The sequence below is a fragment of the Streptomyces sp. NPDC051286 genome (assembly GCF_044455345.1).
Classification (GTDB): Bacteria; Actinomycetota; Actinomycetes; order Streptomycetales; family Streptomycetaceae; genus Streptomyces.
The window spans coordinates 1-17716 of record NZ_JBITER010000075.1 but is presented as its reverse complement, the minus strand read 5'-3'; the positions used below and the strand labels follow the sequence as shown (position 1 = coordinate 17716).

At 67.3% G+C, this 17716-nt stretch carries 18 protein-coding genes and 4 pseudogenes; 12 read left to right on the top strand and 10 right to left on the bottom strand.

Going from position 1 to position 17716, the window contains the following annotated elements:
• Positions 1-196 precede the first annotated feature (196 nt).
• Together ACIBB8_RS35420 and ACIBB8_RS35415 are read left to right on the top strand one after the other, a co-directional pair.
• Positions 197-724 (top strand): hypothetical protein, encoded by a 528-nt coding sequence (locus tag ACIBB8_RS35420; protein WP_398959220.1) that lies wholly within the window; start codon positions 197-199, stop codon positions 722-724.
• Positions 725-920: 196 nt separating this feature from the next.
• A complete protein-coding gene (locus ACIBB8_RS35415) occupies positions 921-1307 on the top strand; it encodes a hypothetical protein (protein ID WP_398959218.1) in 387 nt (128 codons plus the stop codon).
• Between the two features lie 64 nt (positions 1308-1371).
• Here the strand turns inward: ACIBB8_RS35415 and tpg are convergent, their stop codons facing one another.
• Both tpg and tap read right to left on the bottom strand, forming a co-directional pair.
• A complete protein-coding gene (gene tpg, locus ACIBB8_RS35410; RefSeq protein ID WP_398959216.1) occupies positions 1372-1929 on the bottom strand; it encodes a telomere-protecting terminal protein Tpg in 558 nt (185 codons plus the stop codon).
• Between the two features lie 3 nt (positions 1930-1932).
• Positions 1933-4089: pseudogene (gene tap, locus ACIBB8_RS35405) on the bottom strand (telomere-associated protein Tap).
• A 364-nt stretch (positions 4090-4453) separates the two neighbouring features.
• Between tap and ACIBB8_RS35400 the strand changes: the two are divergent.
• The 5 genes and pseudogenes from ACIBB8_RS35400 to ACIBB8_RS35380 form a co-directional block, all read left to right on the top strand.
• Entirely contained in the window at positions 4454-5014 is a 561-nt protein-coding gene (locus ACIBB8_RS35400) for a hypothetical protein (RefSeq protein WP_398959214.1), read from the top strand.
• 7 nt (positions 5015-5021) lie between these two features.
• A complete protein-coding gene (locus tag ACIBB8_RS35395; RefSeq protein WP_398959212.1) occupies positions 5022-5570 on the top strand; it encodes a hypothetical protein in 549 nt (182 codons plus the stop codon).
• The gene (locus ACIBB8_RS35390) at positions 5567-5935 is read left to right on the top strand and encodes an SLATT domain-containing protein (protein ID WP_398959210.1); all 369 of its coding nucleotides are present in this window, start codon (positions 5567-5569) and stop codon (positions 5933-5935) included. Before ACIBB8_RS35395 ends, ACIBB8_RS35390 begins: the two co-directional genes overlap by 4 nt.
• 223 nt (positions 5936-6158) lie before the next feature.
• On the top strand, positions 6159-6689 hold the full coding sequence (locus tag ACIBB8_RS35385; protein ID WP_398959208.1) for a hypothetical protein: 531 nt from the start codon (positions 6159-6161) through the stop codon (positions 6687-6689).
• A 223-nt stretch (positions 6690-6912) separates the two neighbouring features.
• Positions 6913-7257: pseudogene (locus ACIBB8_RS35380) on the top strand (IS630 family transposase); the annotation flags it as partial.
• A 49-nt stretch (positions 7258-7306) separates the two neighbouring features.
• On the opposite strand, the gene ACIBB8_RS35375 reads toward ACIBB8_RS35380, so the two are convergent.
• From ACIBB8_RS35375 to ACIBB8_RS35355, 5 genes and pseudogenes are all read right to left on the bottom strand, one after another.
• Positions 7307-7705: a hypothetical protein gene (locus tag ACIBB8_RS35375; protein ID WP_398959206.1), complete on the bottom strand. Its 399-nt coding sequence runs from the start codon at positions 7703-7705 to the stop codon at positions 7307-7309.
• Between the two features lie 224 nt (positions 7706-7929).
• A complete protein-coding gene (locus ACIBB8_RS35370) occupies positions 7930-8319 on the bottom strand; it encodes a hypothetical protein (RefSeq protein ID WP_366691420.1) in 390 nt (129 codons plus the stop codon).
• A gap of 32 nt (positions 8320-8351) precedes the next feature.
• Positions 8352-8744 (bottom strand): annotated as a pseudogene (locus ACIBB8_RS35365) (transposase); the annotation flags it as partial.
• Between the two features lie 176 nt (positions 8745-8920).
• Positions 8921-9136 (bottom strand): annotated as a pseudogene (locus ACIBB8_RS35360) (AAA family ATPase); the annotation flags it as partial.
• 144 nt (positions 9137-9280) lie between these two features.
• Positions 9281-10855, bottom strand: coding sequence for a Mu transposase C-terminal domain-containing protein (locus ACIBB8_RS35355; protein WP_398959224.1), 1575 nt, complete (start codon positions 10853-10855; stop codon positions 9281-9283).
• 307 nt (positions 10856-11162) lie between these two features.
• On the opposite strand from ACIBB8_RS35355, the gene ACIBB8_RS35350 reads away from it, so the two are divergent.
• The 4 genes from ACIBB8_RS35350 to ACIBB8_RS35335 all read left to right on the top strand — a co-directional run bounded on the left by ACIBB8_RS35350 (position 11163) and on the right by ACIBB8_RS35335 (position 14387).
• Positions 11163-11474, top strand: coding sequence for a hypothetical protein (locus ACIBB8_RS35350; protein ID WP_398959204.1), 312 nt, complete (start codon positions 11163-11165; stop codon positions 11472-11474).
• Positions 11475-11642: 168 nt separating this feature from the next.
• A complete protein-coding gene (locus ACIBB8_RS35345; protein WP_398959202.1) occupies positions 11643-13091 on the top strand; it encodes a DEAD/DEAH box helicase family protein in 1449 nt (482 codons plus the stop codon).
• Positions 13092-13194: 103 nt separating this feature from the next.
• Positions 13195-14112 carry an ISAs1 family transposase gene (locus tag ACIBB8_RS35340; protein WP_398959200.1) on the top strand — a complete coding sequence of 306 codons (918 nt, stop codon included), beginning with the start codon at positions 13195-13197 and terminating at the stop codon, positions 14110-14112.
• Positions 14052-14387 (top strand): hypothetical protein, encoded by a 336-nt coding sequence (locus ACIBB8_RS35335; protein ID WP_398959198.1) that lies wholly within the window; start codon positions 14052-14054, stop codon positions 14385-14387. Before ACIBB8_RS35340 ends, ACIBB8_RS35335 begins: the two co-directional genes overlap by 61 nt.
• Here the strand turns inward: ACIBB8_RS35335 and ltrA are convergent.
• On the bottom strand, positions 14343-15155 hold the full coding sequence (gene ltrA, locus ACIBB8_RS35330) for a group II intron reverse transcriptase/maturase (RefSeq protein ID WP_398959196.1): 813 nt from the start codon (positions 15153-15155) through the stop codon (positions 14343-14345). The genes ACIBB8_RS35335 and ltrA overlap by 45 nt on opposite strands.
• Positions 15156-15784: 629 nt before the next feature.
• Here ltrA and ACIBB8_RS35325 point away from each other — a divergent pair.
• The gene (locus ACIBB8_RS35325) at positions 15785-16558 is read left to right on the top strand and encodes a hypothetical protein (protein ID WP_398959222.1); all 774 of its coding nucleotides are present in this window, start codon (positions 15785-15787) and stop codon (positions 16556-16558) included.
• Between the two features lie 163 nt (positions 16559-16721).
• On the opposite strand, the gene ACIBB8_RS35320 is transcribed toward ACIBB8_RS35325, so the two are convergent.
• On the bottom strand, positions 16722-17168 hold the full coding sequence (locus ACIBB8_RS35320; RefSeq protein WP_398959194.1) for a hypothetical protein: 447 nt from the start codon (positions 17166-17168) through the stop codon (positions 16722-16724).
• A gap of 66 nt (positions 17169-17234) precedes the next feature.
• The gene (locus ACIBB8_RS35315) at positions 17235-17552 is read right to left on the bottom strand and encodes a hypothetical protein (RefSeq protein WP_398959192.1); all 318 of its coding nucleotides are present in this window, start codon (positions 17550-17552) and stop codon (positions 17235-17237) included.
• Positions 17553-17716 lie beyond the last annotated feature (164 nt).

The following is a 17716-nucleotide window of genomic DNA, read 5'->3' as shown; positions in this document are numbered from 1 at the left end:
GGACGGCCACCCGGCAAGATGTGCTACCCAAACGCAAAAACATCACCGGAATCCCACCCGAAAACGAAGATCAGGATTCACACGGTGGATCCAGGATCAGCACATCCCGGCGGGCCTGTGGACAGAGGACCGCGTCGGCGCGCACCCCGGCGGCTGATCTCCACCCTTGCGGGTGACGGCGCCCTGGTGGGCACGGATGCCGGGCCAGTACGTTCCCCTGGACCTGATGATCGAGGGGGAGGACGTAGGGATGAGCGAGCGGGGCGCGTTACGGGGGCTGCGGATCCTGATGTGGGTGGTGACCGCGGTGGAGGTGCCGGTGTACCTGGTGTGGCTGGTCCAGGTCGGCCACCAGGCCGGGCAGCAGCTGCCCCGCGGCGACGTCGCGCGGTGGGCGCCGCCCGTCCTGCTGCCGCCGGCGGCCGTGCTGTTCTGCGTGATGGCGGGCTGGACGTGGTGGATGAGCGTGGTGGCCCGCACCCGGTCTCTGCTTCGGGAGCCGTGGATCGCCGCGTCGCTGGTGTTCGTCGCCGTCACGTCGGTGTTCTGCGGGGTGGCTTCGGTCGATGAACCGTCGGTGTCGGTGGGCCTGTTGAGCGCTGCGGTGACCGGGCTCGGCATGGTCGGGCTGTTCTTCATCCCGGTCGCCTGCTCCCGTCAGCTGCCGGGCGTCATCCGTTCCCGGCGTGCGTCGGATGCTCCGGGTGAGGCGGACCCGCAGTAGGAACGCCGTCGCGCCCGGCCGGGCCGCCCGTTGCCCGGGGCGCCGCCCGCCGGGCATGCTGCGCGTTTCGGAGAAGAAGGGGTGAGCGTGTCCGAAGACAACGACACAGAGGCGGCGCAAGCGTCGCTCAGGAAGGCTGTGGAGCAGCTGAGCGGCCACCGGTGCGGGCGAGGACGGTGACGCCGTCCAGGAGGCCGTGCAGGCGCTCTCTGACGGCTCGGGGCGGCAGTCGACGCCCGAGCAGGAGACGCAGATCCGGGCCATGGTGGAGCTGATCCGCAAGGTGCGGGACCTGAACCGGCCGGGCGGGGGCTGGTGGCGTCGGCGTCGGGAGTGGCGGGCCCGGGGGCGACTGGTGGACCTGATGTTGACTGGCGGTCCGGAGCTGCTGAACGAGGCGGAACTGAGGCACTGGAAGAGTCACGCGATGGTGGAGCTGCTGCTGGAGTTCGCCGGCAGTGCGATGAAGAAGGACGACACCACGAAGGCGCTCGCCCGAATGGAGACGCTGCAGGCCGCAACGTACGAGGACTTGCAGCAGGCCCGGAAGGCGGTGGCCGACCGGCAGGCCGCCACCGGCTGACCCGGGCACGAGCAGGGCCCCGAACCGCCGCCGGTGCGGTTCGGGGCCCTGGTGCGTGGCCGGGCTACAGGGTGATCTCGATCTCCTCCACGTCGGTGAACTCCACGTCCAGGTCGTGGGCGCGGCGTCCGTTGTCGCGGAAGTAGTGGTGTCCCAGGCCCTGCGCGGCAATGTCCAGGAGCTGCTGTTCGGTGGCGCCGGCGTCGCGGGCCTCGAAGAGGCGCTGCGCCCACTGCGGGGACAGCGCCTGGGTGATGTGCCGGATGCGGGCGTCGTCGGTGGTGCCCGGGGCGGCGGTGAACCCGAACCTTGCCTGGGTGGAGACGACGATGCCGTCCGTGGACGCCGCCTTCTTCTTTGCCTTCTCCCGGATCTGCGGCTGCCATCGCTTCTTGACCTCGCGCTCTATGCGGGCGGCGAGGTCCTTGCGGGGCCGCTTGAGTTTCCCGGCGACGTACCGTTCCACGGTCCGCTGGGACACCCCGAGCGCCTGGGCGACGGCCTTGGTGCCCTTGAGCTGCTTGACCAGGTACTTCATCTGCGCCTGTGCGGACTTCGGGATCGGGCGGGTGAACGCCTGCTCCACCGCGCGGTCGAGGCTGTCCCCGAGCTGGTCCACCATGGTCTACTCCCCGTCGTCGGCGGCATTGCCGCCGTCCTTGATGAGGCGGGCGATGTTCACCAGGCCGTGCTTTTCGTACTGGGATTCGGCCCACAGGGTGGTCTGGGTGCCCTCGTGCTTGACCATCCCGGGCGACACCCCGAGCCGGAAGGCGCCGGGCAGCGGCTTGCCGTCCTCGGTGTGCGGCAGGAAGTCCAGCGGGCTCGGTCCGTCGGACGGGTAGACGAAGCAGTCCGTGCCGATCGCGACCGGGTACAGGTCGGCGGCCGGCGCGACCTTCATCATCTTGCGGTGCATGTTGATCCGGGAGGTTGCCAGCACGGCGGCCCGGATGTCGGGGCGCCACTCCTTGCGCTCCAGGGCCGGCCACGGCTCGTACATCGGCGTACCGCGCGGCCGCTCCCTCAGCTTGCCGATGCCGCCCTTCGCCGTCGCCTTGATTGCCTTGAGGACGAGGGCCATCTCGGGGTCGACGCTCTTGGAGGCGGCCATCGCCTCCAGGAACGCCTGCTCCTCCATGCCGGAGACGACGCCGAGGTCGGCCATGGTCTCCATGTAGGCGTTGCGCAGCCGCTGGTACCAGGCGTCCAGGTAGCCGCCGTGCTCGTAACGGACGTACGCCTCGATCGGCTGGACCTGGGCACCGAGCTCCACCGCGTACGCGACGGTGGGCGTGGCGTACCAGGCCGGGCCCTCCGGGCGGGTGCCTTTCGCCGTGAACGGGTTGGGAAGCCGCTCGTCCAAGGCGATGTGGGAGAGGTCGACCAGCCAGGAGCCGGGCAGTTTCGGGTCGAACTGCGGGTGCTGGAGGTGCGTGGCCGCGCCCAGGCCGACGGTGAGCCGGTTCGCGGCTGCGGCGAACGCCATGTTGACGTCGATGCCGACGACGTGACTCTTCATGCACTCCGCGTCCGTCAGCGGCCGGCACCAGTCGAAGGACTCCTCCATCAGCATCTCGGCAGGGGTCCGCTGGTGGTGGCGCGCGAACTTGCCCTTGAGCAGGGGGTGCCCGTCGGGGACCTCGCACTCCACCGGTTCGTACACGGCCGTCAGCGCGCCCGGCGCCGGGCCGCCGCCCGGCTTCCACCCGCCGGTCTCCTCGTCCCGTACCGCCATCGTCGGCGGGTGCAGCGCCACCATCAGCTCCAGGCCCGTGACGGCCGTGGTGCCGCGCGGCGTCATCACCCGCGTCGCGTACGTGCCCAGGAACCGGGCCAGGTCCGCCGCGCCCATGGTGGGCAGCAGCGGGGCGTCGCGGTCGTCCCACTCGCGGACGTCCAGGGCGTTCCAGGCCGGGATACACAGCTGGACGCAGTTGCGCTTCGACCCTTCGGCCGGGCGGTAGATCCGCGCCCACGGGCCGAAGCCCCGTTTGGTCAACTGCCAGTTGGCGCGCTCCACCTGCTTGATGACCTTGTGCCCGGCAGGGAGGCGTCCGGCCCGCCGCTCCTCCTCCGACAGGGCGGCGGGCAGGCCGTAGCGCTGAAGCGCGGACGGCATCAGGACGAGGATCGGGTCGGCGTCCTTGCCGTTGCGGTGCAGCCGCGGCTGCCCGAGCCGGGCCTCCGCGAGGGTCCACTCCACCAGCGCCGGGATGCTCTTGGCGGGCACGTCCAGGACGAGACCGCCGACGCAGTACGCGGACACCTGCCCGTCCGTGTCGCAGTCGACGACGGTGAGCGGGCCGTTCTCGAACCGCGGGTCGACGGCGGCCGCCGTGGTCTTCTTCGCCGCCGCCTTCTTCGCACCCGGGCGCCGCGACGACGTCGGCCTGGCGGCGTGGCTCGCCTCTGGCCGCGACGGCGCAGCGGCGGCGGGTGCTGGGACCGGCTCCGGGGTCGGGCCGGTGAACGCCTCCGGGACCGCCGGCGCCGGGTCGGCGGCGGTCGCGTCGGAGGCCGGGGCGGGGAAGCGGGTGGCGAGACCCTCCAGCAGCCGGGCGTACGCGGCGCGCTTCGGCGGCCGCGGCTCGGTCTTCCCTGTCTCCCAGTTCCCCACCGCTTCCCGGCGGGCCTCCAGCGCCTTGGCGATCTGCGCCTGACTCAGCCCCGCCGCCTCCCGCAGCCTCTTGCGCTACGCGGAGACCGGCAGATCGCCCTGCGCGACTTGCTCCAGCAGCGCATCGACAGCGCTGAACAGCTTGGCCTCATCAGTGGACACAGAGGTCACGCCAATCGCTCATTGAATCGCGCCACGGATCGCACGCCAATCGCGCAGACTGAAACGAGGTGCAACAGCCCTCCCAACCCTTCCGAACCGGCCTTCTGTGCAGCTCAGGGCCGCAACGCACCCGCGTTGCAGCCGTGCGTTTCACCGCGCGTTGCACCGCGCGTTGCACGTATGGGAGTGCCAGACATGAGCTGCGGCATGGCGACGGCACAGAGCGCGGGCCGGAGCCAGGTTGAGCGGGTCAGGCCCACGCCTTCGGGAGCTGGCTGATCATCCCGCTGACACGGCCTCAACCCCGTGGCAGGGTGCGGTGATCGGATCGGCAGACAAAGGGGGGGCTTCCGTGGAAGCGCGGATGTGGAACGCACTGGTCGACGTGATGAAGGAGGCGTACACCGCAGGGCTCGGGGAGGGGGCCGTGCCGCGGCCGGTCATGATGCCGCTGGTGCGCGGCGAGCTGGTCGGGCTGATTTGGGTGCGCCCGCTCAAGGTTGGCGAGGACGCGCTCGCCGGGATCGCGGAGCTCGCGAACATCGCCGCGGCGGCCGGCGCGGACGAGGTCGTCCTCGCCTGGGAGACCCACGACGTCGCCACCGCCTGCCAGCTGCCCATCGTCGGCCCGGCACCGTGCCTGAACATGGTGCTCGCCACGCATGACGGGCACGTCCTGCACCAGTTCCCCTACAGCGAGCAGCTCCTGTCCCGCAGCCCCGAGGGGTGGGCGTCGGCCGCTCCCGACTGGCGGCCGGCTCCCGCGCCACAGCCCGGCGGCGAACTGGTGCCGCCGATCCAGGCCGCGGTGAATTTCGCCTTCACGCCGATCGAGCTGGACCATCCCGACCCGTTCGGCGTCACCGTCGTGCTGATGGAAGAGGACGGCTACAGCGTGCGCCTGACCGAAGCGTTTGCCCGCTGACTCGCCCGTGGCACGGAACTTTGACGACGACGCGCCTCGCCGGATGCGGGACGCGGACGAACTGATCAGCGCCCGCAAGCGGGACGCCGACGAACGGATCTACGTGGTGACCACCAACCGCGTCATCGACGCACAGGAGAAGCTCGCCCGACGCCGGCGGCTGGACCGCATCTGGCGCGCCGGGTGGGCGGTCAGCTGGCTGTCCTTACTCACCGCCGTCATCGGCACGGGCATCGCCGCGCTCACCGCTGGCGACCCGGCGCGGTTCGTCCTGGGCGATCTGATCTGCGGCAGCCTGCTCCTGCTGTCCCTGCTGTCCCTGCTGGCGCTGGTCGGGGTGCACTTCGCCGGGCGGGACCTGCCCACCCTCCAGCGCGCGGAGGCGCAGCTCGCGTCCGCGCAGGAGCAGCTGTGGCAGCAGAAGGCCGACCGGCGCCCCGCCCTGGACGACCGGCGCGACCTCTACCGCGAGGAAGTCGCCACCGCGGTCGAGCAGTACCAGGCCGACAGCCGCAAGTACCGGCGGTCCACAACAGCCTGCAGTCCCTCATCATGATCGGCTCAGCCTCCACGACCACGATCGCGGCGCTGGACACCGGCAAGGAGCTGACCTGGCAGAGCGTCACCCTGACCGGGATCAGCTTCGCCATCACGGTGGCCGCGATGTTCACCGGCTACTACAAGTTCCGCGAGCGCAGCTACTTCCTCCAGCAGACCGCCGACGCCATCGAGCAGGAGGCCAACACCGTCACCCTCGGCATCGGCCCCTACAGTGAATTCGGCCCCGGCCGGGAAGACGAGGCGCTGAAGTTGTTCACCCAGCGCGTCGAAGACCACCGCAACGAACAGCGGCGCCGCCAGCAACAGCTGGACCAGCCCGCCGACCAGGCCGCCCCGTCCAGCCAGCCGCCAGTAGCGTGACCCCGGCACGCCGGCGGCGATCCGGCCGACCAGGGGGACGTGGGCCAGATCCGGCGCGGCGGCTGTGGGTGACGTCCGGAACCGGATCCGCGAACTTGGTGAAGGAGGAACAGAAGCTGCGAGCCGGATATTAAGGCGTGTCAGATCTGCACCACGGAGGCAGGCGTAGGCCAGACGGACTGTACGGCGCGCCGGCTCGGGGCAGGGCTCGCAGGATCGGTGTGTGGAGTTCCCAATCAAGGTGGCGCTGGCCCGCGCCGTACCGACCCTGCCGGACGGACCGGACTGGTGGTACGAGCCCAAGTTCGACGGTCACAGGACCGTGCTGCGCCGCACTGACGACACCGTGTTCCTGTACGCCCGGTCCGGCAGGGTTGTCACCCAGTACTGGATGGACCTGGCCGTGGCCGGCATGGAACTCCGGCCGGGCACAGTACTCGACGGCGAAGCCGTTATCTGGCGGGACGGCCGACTGGACTTCGCGGCCGCGCAGTCCCGGGCCGCGTCGTCTGTGAGCCGGGCCCGAGCCCTGGCGGTCCGGCACCGAGCCTCATACGCGCATCTGCCAGGACTCCCACGTCGGACACCGCTGGATCGACACCATCAGCATCTCGGACACCGTCAACGACATCGACGGCATCCTCCGCGTCTACTACACCGACAACACCTGACCGTCACCGATCACGAGGGGCCACATCCAGCAGAAGAACTCCTCAGCGCGACCGGCGGGCTCCGCGCTGCACGTCACGCTTGAACCCTCGAAGGCCGTCACGGAGGTTCACATATTCCAGCGCGGCGACTATCCCGGCGCCGACCCAGCGCAGGACGCGAACCGCAACGCCTCCCAAGTCATGCACGATCTTCCCCTCCCCAAGGATCGGTGTCCTGGCCAAAGCTACACAGGCCCGCAGCTGTGTGATGGCCAAGCCGACCGTGGTGACACACGCTCGTACTCCCCAACCTCCCCACACCAGACCATCTGGGAAAAAAGCAGCCCTGGCCGATTTCAAAGAGCCTCATCACCCTTCACCCGTTGGTCGCTGCGCAAACTTGTCTCCTACCTGCGCAAAGTCCACGGCCGGATGATCCGCATCGGCCGCGAAGCATTACGCTGCCTGCTCGCCCGCCGCGGCATCACCTTCCAGCGCACCAAGACCTGGAAGGAGTCCCCGGACCCGGAACGCGACACCAAACTCGACCGCATCGAGCACGTCCTGGACCGCTTTCCGGACCGGGTCTTCGCGTTCGACGAGTTCGGCCCGCTCGGCATCCGCCCTACCGCGGGTTCGGTCTGGGCCGAACTACGACATCCCGACCGGCTGTGGCGGACGCCCGCTTACGACGGCGGCCTGACCTAAATGCTCCAGGCGGTCAGACCACCAGCGCCGCGTGCAGCGCACTGAATGTCTCACGAAGTTCCACCGTGGCGATCGGATCGATCTCCATCTGCAAATGACACACGTCGTCGTCACCGTTGGGAGTCAGGCGCACGAAAAAGGCGAAACCGTCCCCGACTGGCTCCGCCTTCAACGTCAGCGGATTGTTCCGACCGGGAGTCACCGCCGCCGAAAAGCGCACACCCGACGGCGCGCGCAGGCGAGAGAGTATCCGCGCCACGAAGTCCACGACCTCCGCAGCGCTGAGATCCGCAGTGAAGTCAGCTGTCAGCCAGGAGCACCAATCCGCCGTGACCTGCCAGCTGTCCGAGCCGGTCCGAGCCAGTTCCAGCCACGCATCATCGTTGCCGAGGCGTATCCGCGGCTGTTCCATCGTCGCCCTCCTCCGTGCCTGGGCTCAAGATCCTATTGGGCAGATCTCCGTCGTCGCACGCCATCCACCCTCCCAGCCACCCGGCGAACCTTCCCGGTCAGAGCACTAGATGATCAATTCCAAGGGATGCCTGCGGAGGGTGTGGGGTGGGCGGCGGCCGAAGCCACCGCGAGACGGTCAGGCGGCGGGCTGCCGGCCCTGGTTGTCGAGGTGGCAGCGGGCGGTCAGGCGTCAGGGTCGACTTCGGGGTGTGTGAACCGCACGGGCTTGCCCAGCGACCGGGCGTAGGCGATTTCGGCTCGGGTGCTGTCTCCGATGTAGTCGCCGACTACGAGCACCTCATCAGCGAGCCGGATCTTCGCCCGGTGCAGATCGTCGAGTCGAACCTTCAGCGCCTCGGCCTCGACAGGATCGGACCAAAGTTCGTGCGGCGACTTCAGGTCACAGCCCGGTTTGACGACAATCTTTCCGGCTTTGGTCTCCCGCAGATCGGCCTCGGTCATCTCGGTCATGAAGCGGGTGGAGCCGCAGATCACGACGATACGCGGGAGGCTCAACAGCTTCTTCGCGTCGGCGAGCTTCTCCTCGGGGGTGAGCAGTTGCGGGTATGACACTGGTTCCTCCTAGGGCCTCTTCTGAGTTGAGATCACTCGGTGGGGCGGAGGCTGCGGATCCAGATGAGGGAGCCGCGTAGGTGGAGCCCTGCGAGGTAGCTGGCGGAAGTCTTGTCGAAGCGGGTGGCGAGGCCGCGCCAGTCCTTGATCTTGTTGATGCAACGCTCCACGCTGTTGCGCTCCTTGTAAAGATCGACGTCGTGGCTGACGGGCCGTCCGCCCCGGCGTCCCTTCTCCTTGCGGTTCGCGGCCTGGTCCTTCTTCTCCGGAATGACGGCCTTGATGTTGCGTTTGCCCAGGTGGGCGCGGTTGGCGCGGGAAGAATATGCCTTGTCGCCGGCGACGGCGTCCGGGCGAGTGCGGGGGCGGCCGACCGGGCCGCGTACCTTGATGCCGGCCAGGACGGCGGTGAACTGGGGTCTGTCGGCGCCCAAATCGGGCTTACCCACGGGGTCTGACCTGCGCAAACAGCCCGTTCGCGGAAAGGGAGGTTCACACCTCCGGCAGTACCTCCGGTGCAACCCCGGGCGCACCCGTACAGACAACGGTGCAGACAGCCCTGGGTGCAACCCCAAAAGGTGCAGACCAGGACATGCGTCTCCTCCAGAGCGCCGCGCAGCATCCGGTCGAACTCAATCGGCTGCGCCGGCGGGCGGCCCTGCAGGCCGAGGGCGTGGAACAGCTCGTGGCGCAGGTCTCGGGTGGAGGGGCGCGCCCGGAACTGGATCCGGCGCGTCAGCTTCGGCGCGAGCTCACGCAGCGAGGTGTTCACCGCCAAGGACTTGCCCCGGCCTGCCTGCCCGTAGATACAGATCATCGCCCGCGCCTCGATCGCGGCGCGGATGTTCTCCCGCACCATCAGCAGGGCACGCGTCGAGACCACCTGGGCTCCCGGCAGACGCATGAAGTGGTCCTCCCGCTCCCGGGGCAGCCGGCCCTTACGTTCAGCAGTCGCCATTCCTCAACGCTCCTCGCTGTTCCCAGGTACGCCGGCCACTTCAGGCGGCCCGCAGTCAGCCGCTTGCCCAGCGTCCGTTTGCGAGTCGGCCGCCCGCCGAGGGCGGAGAATCGGGCGCGCCCACGAGGACGGGGGCTCCCTCGGCGGGATCAAGTCCGGCAGTGCACGGGCCGCCAGATCCGTCGCTTTCGCCCGGGCGATCTCCGCTTCGGCCTGACCGGAGGTGACCGTGCGCCGCGGACGGGGAGCGGAAGCCGTGGTCGTTGCCGTATACCGGGTCCGGCGCAGCTTCTCCGCCGCCTTCAAATCCGCCTTCAGTCCGCGGGCCTTCTGCTCCCTGACCGAACTCAGCGCGCGGCGCTGCTCCAGCGTCGCCGCCTGGGCCAGATAGGCCGTCCCCAGATGTCGGCCCCACTCCTCGGCGGCGAACACCTCGATCTGCCCGTCATAGTGCGGCAGATACCGCAGGCGGACCAGCGTGCCGACGTTCCCGGCCATCCACGGCGCGATATAGGCACGGCGCCGCCAGCTGATCCCCTTCGTCGTGATCTTCCGTTGCCGGCCGTCGTCCTCCAGCGCGAAGAACGCCAGCCGCTCCTCCGCCACCTCCTCGACCGGAGTCGGATCCGACTCCCACGCCACCAACGGCGTCAGCCCGTCCGCAAGACCCGCAGGGTGATGCTCGGTGTTCCACCACGCCACCCAGTCCAGCAGCACCTTCACGAAGTCCGGATACGAGAGCAGATCCTCCACCCGATCCGGGCGGTACACCTCCGCGGGGCGAGCACGATGCGTATAGCCCGGCAGCGAGACCAGCAGCATCTCCTCCACCGCACCGTTCAACGACTCGATGGTGCCCTTCCGGTACGGCTTGTACGCCGGAAGATCATCCACCGGGACCGCGAACGCGCCCAGCGCACGCTCCACCGTCCGGCACAGGAACTCCTTGCCGCGGTCCACCCGCACCACGGTCGGCAGACCACCGCACGGCCCGTAGGGCTCGGCGCGGCTGATCCCCGTCCGCAGCGCCGCCAGCACCGCGTCCCGGGCCGGCTGATGCGGAGTGAGGGCCACCCCCACGATCACCTTCGTCGCGACATCGATGAACCACGTCACCCACGGACACGCCGCGGACCCCTCCAGGTCCACCCGCACCGGAAGCCGCTTGTGATCACCCTCCCAACAGGCGTTCCGATGCGTCGCGGGGCGCTTCCCGTACACGTCATACCGGCGCCTGGCAGCCTCGCCTCCACGCAAACCAGCCCGCTCCCCCGCGGAAAGGTCGCGCGCTACCGCACGCTGCAACGTCGCCAACGACGGCACCGCCTCCGAATCCCCGGCCGCCCGGGCCTCAGAAAGCAACTCCCGGTGCACCGCAGCCACGTTTCCGCCCCACACCGCCAAAACCGCCCGCACGTGAGGGGTGACCGTGAAATGCGGCCGCGGCAGGGGCCCCGTCCGACCCTGGCTACGGGCCGCCTCAACCCAACGGCGCACCGTGCGGACCGAAACCCCGAGCCCCGACGCCACCAAACGCACATGAGCCGACGTCAGCCCACCCTGGGCGTCCAACGCCATCAAACGGGCAACCGCGCCCTCACGCCCCAACCTGGACGGGAGTACCCCACCGACCAGCCCGTCGTCTTCCGGCAGCACAGCCACCGCACACCACCACCCCGGCCCGCCCCCGGCCAACAAAACGGCTCATCCCCATGACACCGCCAGAAAACTCACTACAGGACTAAAAGCCGCGAACCAGAGACAACGGCCAATGACCTGCGGTACAAGGCCCCCAGACCGGCCCCCGGACCCCCGCCACACCCCTGGCAGCCCGGTCTCTGACTCATCACCACGCAGATCAGTGCTCGGGTGATCTGATCAGGGCATGACCGACGAGCACTGCGTGACGCGCGACCACATCGAACTGTGGAACAAACGGGTGCTGCCGGACGGCCTGGCGTCCGTCGGCCTCGGCACTGTTCTCCGGGGTTCAATGCTGCCCATCGTGGTCTGGCTGGGAGTCGCCGCCTTCGTGTACTTCATCTACAACCCAGTCGTCGCCGCAGTCGAAGGAGGGCTCTTCCTCGCCTTCAGCCTGCTCGGCTTCACACTCCGAAGAAGGTCCGGACACTCCGCAAAGTGCAGCTTGTACGGCGCGATCGGCGGGGTACTCGACAAGTCGATGGCAGGGATCTGAAACCGGACAACAACGGCCACCCACGAGCCCGGACGCCAACCACACCCCACAGACACCACACCCCGCTGTCCAGCGACAACGCACACCGATGACACCGAACACACCGCATCAAAATGACACCACCAGGAGAAGACCCACCCTGACCAGCAACAACGACAACAACCCGCGATGACAACTACCCCAGCGGCCAAACGACAACCACCCGCGGTGTCGCAACCTCATCAGGTTGAAGCCGTTGACGCTGTGGTGCGCGGTCTTGATATTCCTCCGGGGAAGCGGATTCCGCGTAATGGGCTGCGGGCCACGGTAGTGGCGGCGTGCGGTACGGGAAAGACGTTCATCGCCGCGCATTCCGCGCTGCGGCTCGCGCGTAATGGACGGGTTCTCGTGTTGCTGCCGACCCTGGATCTGCTGACGCAGACCGTGCGGGAATGGCGCTTGGCCGGGCATACGGGTCCGGCGGTGGCGGTGTGCTCCTTGGATGACGACCCGCATCTGTGGGACCTGGACGTGCGGTCCACAACCAGCCCGCCACAACTGGCGCTCTGGCACGGCCGCGGACCCGTGACCGTCTACGCCACCTACGCTTCGCTGCCGGTACTGGCCGAAGCCCACGAGGGTGCGTACGGGCTTCCCATGGACGTCTTCGACCTCGTGGTCGTGGACGAAGCCCACCGGACCAGTGGATCGGCAGGGAAGGCGTGGGCCGCGATCCATGACCAGGACGTCATCCCAGCGATGCGCCGGCTCTACATGACCGCCACACCCCGCATCTGGAAGGAACGCCCGCCCCGGGCCCAGTGGGCAAAGCGCCAGGCAGGCTTCGAGAACATGCGGGATCCCCTGCCGCAGGAGCTGGCCTGCTCCATGGACGACCCCAAAATCTACGGGCCCGTGGTCTACGAGCTCTCGCTCGCGTCCGCGGTATCCCGGGGGCTCCTGGCGCGCTATCAAATTGTGGTCGTCGAACTGACCGACCCCGTCGTCACCCCCACCCGCCTCGCCAGCGACGAAAAACGCGAGGAGCAGCTGCGGGGTGAGCGGATGGGGGCGCTGCAGGCCGCGCTGCTGGAAACGATGGCGGCGCATCAGCTGCAGACCACCATCACTTTCCATCACCGGACCATAGAGGCCTCGGCCTTCGCGAAAGGGCTCCCCCGGGTCGCGCAGCGCCTGCACACATCCGACCCCGACAGGTATCCGGAGAAGGTGTGGGCCGACTGGCTGAGCGGCGAGCACGAGGCAGACCACAGGCGCTCCGTGCTCGCTGATTTCGGGCGCAGGGCAGGGCATGCGGTCCTTTCGAATTGTCGTGTTCTGAACGAGGGTGTGGATATTCGAGCAGTGGACAGCGTGGCCCTGTTGGACCCCAAAGGGTCCGCAGTCGATATCGTCCAGGCAATCGGCCGGGCCCTGCGCCAGAAACCCGGGCAGGGAAAGATTGCAACACTGATCGTGCCCGTGTTTCTGGCACAGGGTGAGCGGCCGGAAGACATGTTCACCTCCTCGTCGTTCCGCCCCTTGGTAAGGGTTCTTGAAGGGCTCCGGGCGCACGATGAACGTGCCATCGAGATCAGGGCTCGAGCGTTCTCGGGTGGCGAGACGTCACGGTTGTGACGGAGTAGGTGTGTTGTCGGTTCCACGGTGTTGGTGAAACGAGACGCGGCCTCGGATGATCAAGGTGTCTGAAGCCGTTGATCACAACCGAAGCCGCGTCCGCATGCCATCCTTCCTGATCTCCACTGTCACCCGCCACCACGACCGCCTGCCGGACACCTCCGGCCAGGAAGCTGACCGCCTGGTCGGCCTGGCCGATGTCCTGGATCGCTTGCCCGACCCACGCCGGGTCCGCGGCCGCCGATACCGGCTCGGAGCCCTGCTGGTGCTGTGCACTACGGCCGTGCTCGCCGGGGCTTCGACCTGGGTCGGCATCGTCCGCTTCGCCGCCGGACTCGACCCGGCCCTGCGCGAGCGGATCGGCCTGGCCCGGGGCATCCCGCGCACCTGCACGCTGGCCCGCCTGCTCGCCCGCCTCGATGGCGACGCCCTCGACCAGGCCCTGGGCGCCTGGGTGCAGCTACAGCACTGCGACCCTCTCAGTGCCCCGGCCCCAGAAGACGGCCTGGTCAAGCGGGAGGCCGTCGCGGTGGACGGCAAAACCGTGCGCGGCTCGCGCCCCCGCGGACGCCGCGCGGTCCACCTGCTCGCCGCCTGCGTCCACGGCACCCGCACCGTCATCGCCCAGCGCCAGGTCGACTCCAAGAGCAACGAGATCTCTGCTTTCCGTCCCCTGCTCGAACCTGTGGACCTGACCGGCAAGGTCGTCACCTTCGACGCCTTGCTCACCCAGCACGACCACGCCCGCTTCCTCGTCGAGGAGAAGAACGCCCACTACATCGCCCTGATCAAGGGCAACCACCCCACCCTGCACGCCCAGCTCAAACACCTGCCCTGGCACGAGATCCCGCTGATGGACAAGACCCGCGCCACCGCGCACGGCCGCGACGAGATCCGTCGTCTCAAGGCGGCCACCGTCCCCGGCCTCCCCTTCCCCACGCCGACCAGGTCCTGCAGACCGTGCGCCGCCGGCGCGTCCTGGCCACCGGCAAGCTCACCCTCGAACGGGTCTACGCCCTGACCGATCTGACGATGCACCAGGTCACCGCCGCCCAGCTCGGCGAACACATCCGCGAGCACTGGGGCGTGGAAGCCCTGCACCACCTGCGCGACGTGACCCTGCGCGAAGACGCCTCGAAGATCCGCACCGGCAACGCGCCCCGCGCCATGGCCAGCCTGCGCAACACCGTCCTCGCGCTCGCCGAACTCGCCGGCTGGCGCAACCACGCCGCCGCAGTCGATCACTACCGGTCACATCCCGACCACGCACTCGACCTGATCAAGCCCGCACCGTGAGAAAGCTCGCGCCCTGATTGCCGCCCGCAGACTCCGGGCCTGGCTCTCGTTGACGCAGTGCACAACACCGTCGTCTGCGTACCGTTCGAACGGGACCCCCGGATATTCCCGGGCCATCCACACGTCAAACGCATAGTGCATGAACAGGTTAGCCAGCACAGGCGAAATCGCAGAGCCCTGTGGGGTTCCGCGATCGCGCTGCTGCAAGGTCCCGTCGGGCAATTGCAACGGCGCCTCAAGCCACCGCCGCACATACAGCACTACCCAGGGGAGATCGGTGTGAGCCTGAACCGCTTTGATGACAAGACCCCATGGCACGCTGTCGAAGAACTTCTGAATGTCCAGATCAATCACCCAGTCAAACTTCCAACAGCGTTTCCGGCATGCCGCGACCGCATCCAACGCGGACCGCCCAGGACGGTAGCCGTAGGAATCCTGATGGAAGATCGGTTCGACCTTCTCTTCAAGACGCCGGGCCACCACCGTTTGAGCGATTCGGTCAGCCACGGTGGGCACACCGAGCAAACGAACCCCACCACCATGCGACTTCGGGATCTCCACACCCTTCACCGGAGGCGGAAAATAACTCCCCGAGGACAAACGATTCCAAATCCGATAGAGGTTACCCTTCAGATCCTTCTCGAAGTCCTCGATGGAGCGCCCGTCCACCCCCGACGCACCCTTGTTGGCCTTTACCTTCTCGTACGCCTCCTGAACCTCCCACTTCGAGATCTCAAACGGCTTGCCTGATGATTTCAACTGGTCCACCCAGCTCCTCCCGGAGAACTTCCGGTTGACCGAACGAACAAACAGTCACGGATGACCCGGCCCCTTCGCTCCCCCTTCATTACAAAGGGTTCCTCACTACTACGAGCCGGTCCGCCAGCACACCCCGCGTCGGTACTCAAACCCTCACGGTTCCTCCGCTTGGGTCGCTTCCTCTCGCCACCCATATCAGTCAAGCGGCTGTATCGGGACATGCCTTCTCACGTTCCATGCGAAAGCCGCAGATCAGGCTCACGTCGCCTCCGTGCCGGACACCGCCTGGCCAGTAAACGGGACACCTGCCAGACTCATCCCGGAGCAACCACAAATCTCCGGTTCTGATGTCACTTATCTCCTAACGACACTTCCGCAGCGATTCACTTGCGTTCGTCTTCCTGATCCCCACCTGACGGCTCTACCGCCGCCTTTTCCACATCGCTCACCACGACGGTCGTTAACCAACGCAGCATGTGGCGGTTTGACACCATCCCCCGCAGGACGGCACCGAGGGGCCAAATCCCTCATCTCTCGCACAGCACCGCATCGTGAAGCTCTCCTACCTGAGACTCCCCTCTGCGTTCGTGACACACGCGGTTTGAAGCCTCCCCCCGCAGGGCGACTTCGAAGGGCCAATCCTTCATCGGTCACGCAGCACTGCTTCAAGAAATTCTTCCTACATCGAATTCCCCTCTGCATTCAGGACACACTGGAACAAAATAGAGCACCGGCTGTTCTCACAGATCAGCATCAACTGGCGTGGCAGGCCCCTGACCAGCCACGAAGTCGTCGTCAGCACCATCGGAGCGACCACGACACGCAGCGGGCTGTCCGTCCACGCCGAGCTCGACCCCGGCGCCTACCCCACCGGCGTCACCGTCCCCGACACCGTCATGGAGCGCCTGCCCCTGACGCCGCACGAGTGGCACGGCACGTGGAACTACACGTTGCGCCCCGAACCGCTCGCTCCCAAACCGCCCCCGCCCAGCGCCGAGTTCGGGCGCTTTCCCACCGGGGACAAGCTCCCCACCTGGCTGCGGCACCCCAGCCTCACCGAACTCGAGCCCGCCGCCTTTGACGATCTCGCCGTCCGCTACCGAGCCTGGCGTGCCGAGCACCCGCCGATCTTCCTGCCCGGGAAACGCCCCAACGGCGGCCCCGGCGCCGGCGGCAGACGGCTCTCCGTCTCCGACCAGCTTGTCGTCTTCCTCCTCAAGAGGCGCTGGTCCATGACGAACGCCGTTCTCGCCGAGGCGACCAGCCTGGCCAAGAGCAGAATCGGCGCGACCCTCCAGGAGGTCACCCCCGTGCTCACCGCGCTCGGGCACAAGGTCCCGGCCGGCGCCCTCACCGTGACCACGGCACAACAACTCGCCGCGATCGCCGGGCACGACCCCACCCTCCCGTAATCCCCACCAAGATCGATGAGTTATTGATCGGCAGGCCCCTGCCGGCCGACCAGACCGTCATGAACCGGATGCCCGTCGACTACGCCGAAGCCATGGAGCGCGGATCAGTCACTCGACCCATCGGACACGCGCCTCAGGGCTACCATATTTGAACTTCAGTGGATCAATCGGCAGTAACTGCGCCGCATTGCTGTCGCGGGCTGGTCCATTGCGTGTCATTCACAGACCCGCCCCACTTCGTGCATTGCTGTTTAGCGTAGACGAAGACCGGGCCAGCATAGTCAGCAGCGTCACCCTTATCCGTATCGGAAGGATGACCAGGAACCGTGAGAGAAACACTCATCGACGCCTTGGGGCTATTATCTTCTCGCACTACGACGCCGCAGAATGATTTGGTGTCACTATTATATCCAATGCTCACTTTTACCTTTACGTCGGAGCCGGAATCGATCCTATGCTCGTCAACAATCGAGTAGCTCTCTCCGCACAGGTCTTGGGCGGAATAATCAGGCGAATCGACTCCCGATCCCCCGAAACTTCTTGCCGCGAATAGCGAGGCAATCAAAACAGTAGCAGCGGCGGCATACGTCACGTAGTTGATCTTGATCATATCGGGAATCCTGTCTTTGCGTAGAGGGCTGCCGCGGCGTGACTCCTCGGCAGCCCTCAAAGTGATTCAGCGACCCAGTGCAGAATTCACACGGCCCATCACTCGTCCACTGTATGACTTGGCGTCAGCGATGGTCTTCGGATTCTCTTCGATCAGCTTGTTCTGCCATTCCACCTCGACTTGATGCATGACCTCAGTCACGCTGTGCTCCTGCCGGCACGTGACATCGGCTTTAGCAGTCGAGATCGCTTCTTCCGACCGGCCAGTGGGAGCCCACTTGGGGTCGTTGTTGGCGGCCCATGGATCCTTGTAGTCGTAACCCTTTTGCTTCATGCAGGACGACCAGTCAGCGAACGCCTTGAGAGTGCGCTCGTCGGCATGCATCTTGTCCCATGCCTCGCGCTCAAGCTTTCCAATGGCTTCCTCAGTGGTGTCTACGCCACCGCTGTACTCAGCCCGGATCCACCGGTTTGATGTCTGTGGACGGCTTCTCTCGGAACGAAGAAGTGCCTTGTGACCTGCGATGATGGGGTTTCTCTAGGACCACA

What these genes read in the sequence shown, in the direction of transcription:
- ACIBB8_RS35420 (WP_398959220.1), top strand. Translation starts at nt 197, where the DNA reads ATGCCGGGCCAGTACGTTCCCCTGGACCTGATGATCGAGGGGGAGGAC.
- tpg (WP_398959216.1), bottom strand. Translation starts at nt 1,929, where the DNA reads ATGGTGGACCAGCTCGGGGACAGCCTCGACCGCGCGGTGGAGCAGGCG.
- ACIBB8_RS35400 (WP_398959214.1), top strand. Translation starts at nt 4,454, where the DNA reads ATGTGGAACGCACTGGTCGACGTGATGAAGGAGGCGTACACCGCAGGG.
- ACIBB8_RS35390 (WP_398959210.1), top strand. Translation starts at nt 5,567, where the DNA reads ATGATCGGCTCAGCCTCCACGACCACGATCGCGGCGCTGGACACCGGC.
- ACIBB8_RS35375 (WP_398959206.1), bottom strand. Translation starts at nt 7,705, where the DNA reads ATGGAACAGCCGCGGATACGCCTCGGCAACGATGATGCGTGGCTGGAA.
- ACIBB8_RS35355 (WP_398959224.1), bottom strand. Translation starts at nt 10,855, where the DNA reads ATGGCGTTGGACGCCCAGGGTGGGCTGACGTCGGCTCATGTGCGTTTG.
- ACIBB8_RS35350 (WP_398959204.1), top strand. Translation starts at nt 11,163, where the DNA reads ATGACCGACGAGCACTGCGTGACGCGCGACCACATCGAACTGTGGAAC.
- ACIBB8_RS35345 (WP_398959202.1), top strand. Translation starts at nt 11,643, where the DNA reads ATGACAACTACCCCAGCGGCCAAACGACAACCACCCGCGGTGTCGCAA.
- ACIBB8_RS35340 (WP_398959200.1), top strand. Translation starts at nt 13,195, where the DNA reads ATGCCATCCTTCCTGATCTCCACTGTCACCCGCCACCACGACCGCCTG.
- ACIBB8_RS35320 (WP_398959194.1), bottom strand. Translation starts at nt 17,168, where the DNA reads ATGATCAAGATCAACTACGTGACGTATGCCGCCGCTGCTACTGTTTTG.
- ACIBB8_RS35315 (WP_398959192.1), bottom strand. Translation starts at nt 17,552, where the DNA reads ATGCATGCCGACGAGCGCACTCTCAAGGCGTTCGCTGACTGGTCGTCC.